Genomic DNA, 9,654 nt, shown 5'->3' on the forward strand with positions numbered 1-9,654 from the left:
AATTAGAAACGTGTATTATTCAAAAAAAAACAAACTCCTGTAAATGCTTACAGGAGTTTGCTACAAAATTATAAGACTTTCTTTCAAAAGCCCTTTTCATTCGAATTTTACGAAGCGCCTGCTTCTTCAAACTCAACCTCTTCTAACTCGCCTAAACGATGATACTCTGTTAAAACCGCATCTTGAATTTTAGAGCGTGTATTAGAATTAATTGGATGTGCAATGTCACGGAATTCTCCATCTGGAGTACGTTTACTTGGCATTGCTACAAATAATCCATTATTACCATCAATTACACGAATATCATGAACAACAAATTCATGGTCTAGAGTAATAGAGGCAATTGCTCTCATGCGGCCTTCTGTGTTTACGCGGCGTAATCTTACGTCAGTCACTTCCATCTTGTGTTCACCACCCTTTTCTAAATAAGCGATATATTTGTATAAATTCCACAAAATTTCTATTTTCCCTTTAATTTTTTAAAAATTTTTAAGATAAAAATTTTTAAGTTAGTTGAATATAAGGATTAGTAGAGATTATCGCTTACAAAGAGTTACTTAACTAGGGCAATTACTTCGATTTCAACAGAAACATCTTTCGGTAATTTTGCTACTTGTACACAAGAACGCGCTGGTTTATGAGTAGAGAAATAAGAACCGTATACTTCATTAACAGCATTAAAATCATCCATATTCTTTAAGAATACTGTTGTTTTTACCACTGTATCAAATGAAGCACCTGCTTCTGCTAATACCGCTTGTAAATTTTCAAATACTTGCTCTGTTTGTACTGTTACATCTCCTGTTACAAGTTCTCCACTTGCCGTTAACGGAATTTGTCCTGAACTATAGAACATATTATTTACAATAATCCCTTGTGAATATGGTCCGATTGCCTGTGGTGCTTTGCTTGTTTGAACAACTTTCATACTTTTCACCCTTTTATTATTTATTTTTACTCTTTAAAAATAGTGTACCAAAGGCAGTTTGTCCATCTATTTTGTAATTTATAAATAGGAATAAAAAAAGGTAAAGCTATCTGCTTTACCTTTTTACTCAGCCTCTACAAGCCCTTTATCAAATGGTGCAAGTGAATAATTTCCCTTTTCCACTTGAATCGCTTTTTCTTTCACATCAACTTCTGACAGACGAATTAATGATACAAAGTTATTAATAAGTCTTTCTTCAATATCCGTAGACTCTACTAATACGCCAATTCCAACAACATTAGCTTTAAACTCTTCTAGCATGCTCATCATGCCTTGAATGGTTCCGCCAGCTTTCATAAAGTCATCAATAATTAAAACATTGGATCCTTCTGGAAGGCTACGCTTTGCTAAAGTCATCGTTTGGATTCGCTTAGAGGAACCTGATACATAGTTAATACTAACAGTGGGTCCTTCTGTTACCTTATTATCTTTTCTCGCAATTACTACCGGTACATCTAAGTAGTTCGCTACTGCATAAGCAAGCGGAATTCCTTTTGTCGCTACCGTCATAACCGCATCAATTGGTTGCCTAGCAAAAACAGAAGCAAATAAACGACCTGCACCATTAATTTGGCGAGGATTACTTAAAAGATCCGTCATATATAAGTAACCGCCAGGCAAAATACGGTCTGGTTTTTCAAATAAGCTACAAAGCTCATTAATAATCAGATTCGCCTCTTCTTCACTTATATAGGGAATATATTTCACTCCTCCTGCTGCTCCTGGTATCGTTTGCAATGTGCCGACCCCTTGTTGTTCAAACGTTTGCTTAATAATAACTAGATCTTCACTAATGGAAGATTTAGCCGATTGATACCTTTCAGCAAAAAAAGTGAGGGAAACTAGCTGACGAGGATTTTGTAGCAAGTAATAAGTCAGATCGACCAATCTTGTACTTCGTCTAATTTTCATACTCTCACCTCAAATCACGAATATTCTAAACAAATCATAACGTATTATACGTCTTTATTCAAGCGTTTCTCGCTCTCCTAATAAACGAACTGCATATACTTGTTCGCAAAATCCTTTTAAACCGTTATATATACGATGCATTCGCGAATCATGGTGTACAAGACCAAATACAGTTGGGCCACTTCCACTCATTAATACGGCATCCGCACCGAATCGTTTCATCTGCGCCTTAATACGTGCAACCTCAGGATGCATCACAAACGTCACATCTTCTAAAATATTGCCAACAGTATCACAAATTCCTTTATAGTCCCCGTCATTAATAACTTCAACCATTTTATCTACATTTGGATGTGTAACACGATTTAATTTTAAATTTCCATACACATCAGCAGTAGATACACCGATGTGGGGCTTTGCTAAAATAACCCAACAAGAAGGTGGAGTCTTTATATGTTCAATTTTTTCTCCTCTTCCAGTGGCAATTGCAGTTCCGCCATATACACAGAACGATACATCTGATCCAATTTCTGCGCCAAGCTCTGCTAATTCCTTAATTGTAAGCCCTAAATCCCATAACTTATTAAGGCCGCGTAATGTCGCTGCTGCATCACTACTTCCACCTGCTAATCCAGCTGCTACTGGAATCGTTTTTTCAATAGTAATAGATACACCTTTTTTTACATTAAACTTCTCTTTTAATAATTTCGCTGCTTGATAAGCTAAGTTGCGTTGGTCGTCTGGGACATACCGATTATGGGACAAAATTTCAATACGGTCTTCTGCTAATTCCATTAGCTCTAAACGATCTGCTAAGTCGATTGTTGTCATAATCATTTTCACTTCATGATATCCATCTTGTCTTTTTCCCAGTACATCTAACGACAGATTAATCTTTGCTGGTGCTTTCACTAGTAGCTTCAATCTATTCACCCACTCTATGTACTCAATCTTTTATCGTTTATTTTACCATAAATTTATAGTAAGACGATGAAACTTCCCTAATTATAACGAAAAGCATTCAGAATGAAACTACTTATGTCAAATGATGGCACCTTTTAGCGTGCAAAAAGCCGAGGAATCTCTCCTCGGCTACCGCAGCATAGAAAGTATCTTACAACTACTGGTTTTGCTTCATTAATTGCTGTTCTGCAATTTCTATAGCACGTTTCACCATATTACCAGCATCTTTCGCACGAATTCCGCCCCATCCTTCTTTCTGAACAACATCATAAAAGCCAAGCTCTTTTGCAAGCTCTTCTTTAAATTGATTTGACATGACTCCTCTTCGTCTACTCAATGCAGAGTCCCTCCTTATTTTGCTACGGTATAATTAGTATGCAAAATAATATAGCTTTTCATTTATGGAAATATATGTAACAAGTAACACATTAATTATAAAATGCTTCATTATGAGGTTCATCGTAAAATGTTAACTCTACTGTCTCTGTTAAAACATCTGCATAACTATAAGATACACGTTGCAATGCATCTTCTTGCTGATCTAACTGGACAACAAACACAGAACGATACGTTTCTGCAAGTACACCCGATTGCTCCACAGTTTTTCTTCTTCCGCTATTTGCCTTTAACACAAGTCGCTGTCCAAGATGGTGATCTAATTCGCTTTTAATTTCATCTAAACGTTTTGACATATACCTTGCTACACCTCGCTGTAATTTAGATTGAACACTTAAAACACGATATATCTATCCCAATTATTAACCGCAATTTACAGACAATATCATTATAAAAGCATCATGCGTTCGAATAGATAGAAGAAATACTATATTGTACAAGTATCATTGTATAGTCTGCACATTCTTGTCGCTTTTTATCCAGATTCATTTAAATCATTTCCACATAAAAAAGCAAGATACGTATGTACCTTGCTCATTCATCATAATGTTGAAAGGGTAATCCCGTTCGTAAAATCCCTCTTGTTTCAATTCCGCCTAGTCCCTTTTCACCAGTAATTGTATTACGCACAACGTCCCATACATTGACTCTTTCCATAAATGAGGTGAAACTAACTTTGCCAACTACATATACCGGATCTAGAGCATGAATATTAATTCTAGACGGTGAACTAGCAAAATTAGCACCTGCTCGAATCAACGCCTCAAAGTGTGATTGACAAGCCCCAGCAAAAATAACGAGTTGATCTAATGATGGATACTTTTTCCGCACTTCTCGAACAGCCTGTACAAAATGTCTAGAATGTCTATATGCTGCCAAATCTCCTATAACTCCTTTTGACTTTGTATAGGCATCATGTCCTGTAATAACTAAAATGTCTGGGCGAAAATGATCTATTAAGTCTACTACCTTTTCATGCATCTCCGTTTCCTTACAATGAATACCTTGAACAGGAACGCCTATTTTATTATATAAATCTAAGCACTTGCGCAAATATAAAGGATCTCCATCTATATGCAATACACGCCCTGGCATTTGAAAATAATTCACTTCACTTGTATATCCACCAGTTGAATTATGTTCATGTCTTTGTTTCATCAACACGTAATCTTGCTGAAACAACCGGTAAGTACGCTCCATCGTTTCTTTTTCACGCTTCACTCTATTTTTATGTTCTCGTTGATCTATACTAACTAAATCTGCAAGTGGTGCATCCGCCACAAGTCTAATTTCCTCTCCAAATAATATTGCCATATCGCCTTTTATTTCTATAATACGAAAAAGAATATCCCTATTATGAGAATATCGTTCAACTAATTCTCCAACATGTAAAGCCATTCTCCTACCTCCAAACTCGTTAGGCCATCTTACCTGTTTTTAAAGTATGAATTTAGGAAAGAAAAGGTGACAAAAGGGACAGTTCAAGTTGAACTGTCCCTTTCATATTCTTATGACAATTTATGAAGAATTAATGCATTACTTAATGTTGCAAACTCTTCGATAGATAGCGTTTCGCCTCTTCGCTTCGGATCAATTCCTACCTCTGTTAAAATTCGATCCAACAGCTCTTTATCTTTCGGGAAACCATTTAAATTATTTGATAAGTTATTCATTAAAGTTTTACGACGCTGTGCGAAACTTGCTCGTACTACTTCAAAGAAGAAAGTTTCATCTGTCACTTCTACAACTGGTTTAGGACGCTTTAGAAGACGGATAATCGCAGAATCAACATTTGGTTGTGGCACAAACACTGTACGCGGTACAGTCATAACTGTTTCTACCTCTGTATAATACTGAATGGCAATTGATAAAGAACCATACTCTTTCGTTCCTGGTTTAGCAGCTAAACGATCCCCAACTTCTTTTTGCATCATAACAACAAATCCACGAACCGGTAATTTTTCTTCAAGCAATTTAAATAAAATTGGCGTTGTAATATAGTATGGTAAGTTAGCTACTACCATTACATCTTGCCCTTCTTCAAATTGCTCACTAAACACTTCATGTACATCTGCTTTTAGTACATCTTTATTTATAACTGTAACGTTGCTATATGGAGCTAACGTCTCGTCTAAAATTGGTAATAATCTCTGATCAATTTCAAAAGCCACTACTTTTTTAGCACGCTTCGCCAATTGCTCTGTTAACGCACCGATACCTGGTCCAATTTCAATTGCGCCACTTTCTGAACCGATTTCTGCGTGATCAACGATACGATTTAATACATTTGTATCAATTAAAAAATTTTGTCCTAAACTTTTTTTGAATGAAAATCCATACTTTTCAACAATGTCTTTCGTACGATTTGGTGTTGCGATATCCTTCATTTTTTTTCCTCCTGTATTACTTGCTTATAAGCTTCTGCAAATGATTCCTTTGAAACTTGAAACATTTGTAAACGTTTATGTAACTGTTTTGCGTTTGTATAACCAATCTTTAATAGCTTACCCACTCTTTCTCTGCGACTCTTTGCCATTTCTCCGCCCACTAAGCCCGCATCGACTAGATCACTCCAACTAATTTCACTTGTGTAAGCTTCCATTTCTTCATGTATATTCTCTAAAGCACGGCGAATCGACTCATTAGAAGCATGTTCGATTCCAACGCCTTTCTTCCTTTTCGCAAGTGCTTCTTCCTTCGGTAAAAAAGCATGCTTACATCCAGGAACCTTGTCAGAAATAATCTTTCGAATACGCTCTCCAGGATAATCTGGATCTGTGAAAATAATAACGCCTCGTTTTTGCTGCGCTAATTTCACTCGCTCAATAACATGATCACCGATTGCTGAACCGTTCGTTTCGATTGTATCTCCATCAACAGCACGTTTAATCGCAACTGTATCATCTTTACCTTCTACAACGATAATCTCTTTAATTTTCATGCTTGCCTCCACACTCGTTTCATCTCTACTTAGTAAAACAAAAAAATGACGACTTTTCCATTATTATTTTCCCAATCTTACATTTTAAAAAGTAGAAGAGAAAAATCTTTGTTCACTCCCCTTATTGTAACACTTCTATCTCTATCTTAATTTATCCGCAATATTTCTACACTTATGTTATGAGTAAATAGTGGGTTCTTATCATTTCTATTATCTCTCTTCTCAAAAAACAAAAAAAGAATGGGACTCCCCATTCTTTTTTATTCAACACCAAATAAGGCTTTGGCATTCTTTGTTGTTGTTTGTGCTACTTCCTCATAAGAAATTCCTTTTAAATTCGCAATTTCTTCTGCTACCAGTTTTACATAACTCGGTTCATTTCGTTTCCCTCGAAATGGGTGTGGTGTTAAATATGGACAATCTGTCTCTATCAATAATTTTTCTAACGGAATCTCCATAGCAACTTCTTTCGGTTTCTTGGCATTTTTAAATGTTACTGGCCCACCTAATGAAATTAAAAAGTTCATATCGACACATCGCTGCGCTACTTCTACACTACCGCTAAAGCAATGCATAATGCCTCCTACTTCAGCTGCATTCTCTTCCTCTAGGATATCAACAATATCTTGAGTTGCATCGCGGTTATGTATAATAATCGGTAATTTCACCTTTTTTGCTAATGCAATTTGTTTACGGAATACTTCCTTCTGTATTTCTTTTGGAGACTTATCCCAGTGATAATCTAATCCCATTTCTCCAATGGCAACTACTTTAGGGTGAGCAGCTAATTCTTCTAACCAAGCTAAATGTTCTTCATTCATGTCGATTGCATCAACGGGATGCCATCCAACTGCAGCGTAAATAAAATCATAATCCTCTGCTAATTCAATTGCTTTCTTTATCGTTACTTCATCAAATCCAACAACAACTGTATAGGTAACTCCCGCTTCTTTCATCCTCGCGATAACTTCTTGTAAATCTTCTTCAAATTGCTCTGCATTTAAATGTGAATGTGTATCAAACAACATAATAAATAGCTCCTTTTATATTGAAATCAATTCTCTCATAGAAAACTACGCTCTTTCTAACTTAACGATAACAATACTACAATTTTAATGCAAAAAAAGGGAATGTAAAAAGAAAAAAGACGCTTCACCAATGTTACACGTGAAACATCTCTTTTCTTGTCTCAATTACTTGATTTTTGTACCGTTTGGTAAATTTTGGTCAATTGATGCTAATGACAATACGCCATTCTCTTCACCTGCTAAAATCATACCTTGTGATAATTCACCACGTAATTTTACAGGTTTTAAATTCGTTACACAAATAACTTTTTTACCTTTTAGTTCTTCTGGGGAATAGAATTTAGCAATCCCAGAAACCACTTGACGCTTCTCTGTACCTAAATCAAGCTGAATTTTTAACAACTTATCTGCTTTTTTCACAGGTTCAGCAGATATTACTTCAGCTACTCGTAATTCTACTTTAAAGAAATCATCAATTGTAATTTCTTCTGCCTTTGGTTCTTCTGCTTTTTTCTCTTCTACTTTAGGAGCAGAACCTTGCATTTGTTCTTTAATATACCCCACTTCTACTTCCATTTCCAAACGAGGGAAAATAGGGTTTCCTTTTTCTACTTTTGTTCCAGCTGGAATACATCCAATTGTAGATAGGCTTTCCCAAGATTTATGCGCCTCTTCAGTAAGCCCAAGTTGAGCAAACATCTTACTTGGTGCTACTGTTAGGAATGGCATAAGCATAATACCTGTTTGACGAAGTACCTCAGCTAAGTGGGCCATTACAGACGCAAGTTTTTCACGATCATTCTCATCCTTCGCTAATACCCATGGCTGCGTTTCATCAATATATTTGTTCGTACGGCTAACTAATTGCCAAATGGAACTTAACGCTACAGAGAACTCCATATTCTCCATTGCCTCTTCTACTTTTTTCAATGTATCTTTGGCAAATGTCACTAGCGTTTCATCGAACTCAGTTACATTTGCTTTAAATGCAGGGATTTCCCCATTAAAGTATTTATCAATCATAGCTACTGTACGATTTAATAAGTTCCCTAAATCATTCGCTAAATCAAAGTTGATTCGCTCAACAAATCCTTCTGGTGTGAATACTCCATCAGATCCAAACGGAACTTCGCGAAGTAAGTAGTAACGCAATGCATCTAATCCGTAACGATCAATTAGTGTAACTGGATCTACTACGTTTCCTTTTGACTTACTCATTTTTCCATCCTTCATTAAAATCCAGCCATGAGCAAAGACTTTCTTCGGAAGTGGTAAATCTAAAGCCATTAAAATAATTGGCCAATAAATTGTATGGAAACGAACGATTTCTTTCCCAACTAAATGGACATCTGCTGGCCAGAATTTTTTATACTTCTCTTCATTTTCTGTTCCATATCCTAATGCAGTAATATAATTAGACAACGCATCTACCCATACGTAAATAACGTGTTTTGGGTTACCTGGAACACGAACTCCCCAGTCAAATGAAGTACGAGAAACAGCTAAATCTTCTAATCCTGGTTTAATAAAGTTATTAATCATTTCATTTTTACGGGACTCCGGCTGAATGAAATGAGGGTTATCTTCATAGAACTTTAATAGTCGGTCTACATATTTACCCATTCTAAAGAAATACGATTCTTCGCGAACAAGTTCTACAGCGTGACCACTATCTGGGCTTTTCCCACCAACTACTTTGTCACCTTCCATAATTGGATCTACTAATTGATGCGCTGTATAGAATGTTTCATCTTGTACAGAATACCAACCTTCATATTCATCAAGATAAATATCACCTTGATCTACTAGCTGCTTGAAGATTTTCTCAACAACATCTTTATGACGATCTTCAGTTGTACGAATAAAATCATCATAAGAGATATCCATCTTCTCCCAAAGTTCTTTAATCCCTGATACAATGTTATCCACATATGCTTGTGGTGTAACATTTAGTTCTTCTGCTTTCTTTTGGATCTTCTGTCCATGCTCATCAGTTCCTGTTAAATAATGAACATTGTATCCTTGCATACGCTTATATCGTGCCATCGCATCTCCTGCTACTGTCGTATAAGCATGTCCAATGTGTAACTTTCCACTTGGATAATAAATTGGGGTAGTAATATAAAAGGACTTATTTTCCTCTTTCATCGTTTTGGACCTCCCGAATAACCTCATATGTATTTATAAACAGTATATCAAAAACTCATATATAAAGTGAAACTTTAATCCGTGGGGAGGGTTCATCCCCCATGGATTATTAGTTGAACCAATCGGGCTTTTACGAGCAGTTGATCTCCCACCTAACTTCTTTGCTCCGGCTAAATTTTGAAGTGGGAGTCTTACTGCTCGTTAATGCGGGATAAAAACGAGTTAATGCTCGATATCTTTATCATCTATTACTCATATTCAAAAAAAATATACAATAT

Annotated in this window: 11 protein-coding genes; all 11 read right to left on the bottom strand. The window is 36.1% G+C overall.

The window, feature by feature from the left end; all coding sequences use genetic code 11:
- Positions 1-107 precede the first annotated feature (107 nt).
- The 11 genes from spoVG to metG all read right to left on the bottom strand — a co-directional run bounded on the left by spoVG (position 108) and on the right by metG (position 9,376).
- Positions 108-401: a septation regulator SpoVG gene (gene spoVG, locus AB3X48_RS13305; RefSeq protein WP_000454042.1), complete on the bottom strand. Its 294-nt coding sequence runs from the start codon at positions 399-401 to the stop codon at positions 108-110.
- Between the two features lie 152 nt (positions 402-553).
- On the bottom strand, positions 554-928 hold the full coding sequence (locus AB3X48_RS13310) for a RidA family protein (protein WP_016106815.1): 375 nt from the start codon (positions 926-928) through the stop codon (positions 554-556).
- Between the two features lie 123 nt (positions 929-1,051).
- Positions 1,052-1,900, bottom strand: a complete 849-nt coding sequence (purR, locus tag AB3X48_RS13315) for a pur operon repressor (protein ID WP_002159635.1) — start codon at positions 1,898-1,900, stop codon at positions 1,052-1,054.
- 54 nt (positions 1,901-1,954) lie between these two features.
- Positions 1,955-2,824 (bottom strand): 4-(cytidine 5'-diphospho)-2-C-methyl-D-erythritol kinase, encoded by an 870-nt coding sequence (gene ispE, locus AB3X48_RS13320; protein WP_131232837.1) that lies wholly within the window; start codon positions 2,822-2,824, stop codon positions 1,955-1,957.
- A gap of 196 nt (positions 2,825-3,020) precedes the next feature.
- On the bottom strand, positions 3,021-3,200 hold the full coding sequence (gene sspF, locus AB3X48_RS13325; protein ID WP_001985066.1) for an acid-soluble spore protein SspF: 180 nt from the start codon (positions 3,198-3,200) through the stop codon (positions 3,021-3,023).
- A 91-nt stretch (positions 3,201-3,291) separates the two neighbouring features.
- The gene (veg, locus tag AB3X48_RS13330; protein ID WP_002107294.1) at positions 3,292-3,555 is read right to left on the bottom strand and encodes a biofilm formation stimulator Veg; all 264 of its coding nucleotides are present in this window, start codon (positions 3,553-3,555) and stop codon (positions 3,292-3,294) included.
- Between the two features lie 238 nt (positions 3,556-3,793).
- Complete coding sequence (gene yabG / locus AB3X48_RS13335; RefSeq protein ID WP_016106814.1) at positions 3,794-4,657, bottom strand: sporulation peptidase YabG; 864 nt, start codon at positions 4,655-4,657, stop codon at positions 3,794-3,796.
- A gap of 110 nt (positions 4,658-4,767) precedes the next feature.
- A complete protein-coding gene (gene rsmA, locus AB3X48_RS13340; RefSeq protein ID WP_002091590.1) occupies positions 4,768-5,646 on the bottom strand; it encodes a 16S rRNA (adenine(1518)-N(6)/adenine(1519)-N(6))-dimethyltransferase RsmA in 879 nt (292 codons plus the stop codon).
- Positions 5,643-6,200, bottom strand: coding sequence for a ribonuclease M5 (rnmV, locus tag AB3X48_RS13345; RefSeq protein ID WP_002159637.1), 558 nt, complete (start codon positions 6,198-6,200; stop codon positions 5,643-5,645). The genes rsmA and rnmV overlap by 4 nt, the downstream gene beginning before the upstream one ends.
- A 260-nt stretch (positions 6,201-6,460) precedes the next feature.
- Positions 6,461-7,228 carry a TatD family hydrolase gene (locus tag AB3X48_RS13350; protein WP_016106813.1) on the bottom strand — a complete coding sequence of 256 codons (768 nt, stop codon included), beginning with the start codon at positions 7,226-7,228 and terminating at the stop codon, positions 6,461-6,463.
- Between the two features lie 165 nt (positions 7,229-7,393).
- Positions 7,394-9,376 (bottom strand): methionine--tRNA ligase, encoded by a 1,983-nt coding sequence (gene metG, locus AB3X48_RS13355; protein ID WP_002029324.1) that lies wholly within the window; start codon positions 9,374-9,376, stop codon positions 7,394-7,396.
- Positions 9,377-9,654: the final 278 nt, after the last annotated feature.

Origin of the sequence: Bacillus sp. S4 (genome assembly GCF_040838205.1) — a bacterium.
Lineage (GTDB): Bacteria > Bacillota > Bacilli > Bacillales > Bacillaceae_G > Bacillus_A > Bacillus_A cereus_U.

Coding starts and splice junctions, on each gene's coding strand:
- rnmV (WP_002159637.1), bottom strand. CDS start 6,200: ATGAAAATTAAAGAGATTATCGTTGTAGAAGGTAAAGATGATACAGTT.
- veg (WP_002107294.1), bottom strand. CDS start 3,555: ATGTCAAAACGTTTAGATGAAATTAAAAGCGAATTAGATCACCATCTT.
- metG (WP_002029324.1), bottom strand. CDS start 9,376: ATGAAAGAGGAAAATAAGTCCTTTTATATTACTACCCCAATTTATTAT.
- purR (WP_002159635.1), bottom strand. CDS start 1,900: ATGAAAATTAGACGAAGTACAAGATTGGTCGATCTGACTTATTACTTG.
- rsmA (WP_002091590.1), bottom strand. CDS start 5,646: ATGAAGGATATCGCAACACCAAATCGTACGAAAGACATTGTTGAAAAG.
- AB3X48_RS13350 (WP_016106813.1), bottom strand. CDS start 7,228: ATGTTGTTTGATACACATTCACATTTAAATGCAGAGCAATTTGAAGAA.
- yabG (WP_016106814.1), bottom strand. CDS start 4,657: ATGGCTTTACATGTTGGAGAATTAGTTGAACGATATTCTCATAATAGG.
- spoVG (WP_000454042.1), bottom strand. CDS start 401: ATGGAAGTGACTGACGTAAGATTACGCCGCGTAAACACAGAAGGCCGC.
- AB3X48_RS13310 (WP_016106815.1), bottom strand. CDS start 928: ATGAAAGTTGTTCAAACAAGCAAAGCACCACAGGCAATCGGACCATAT.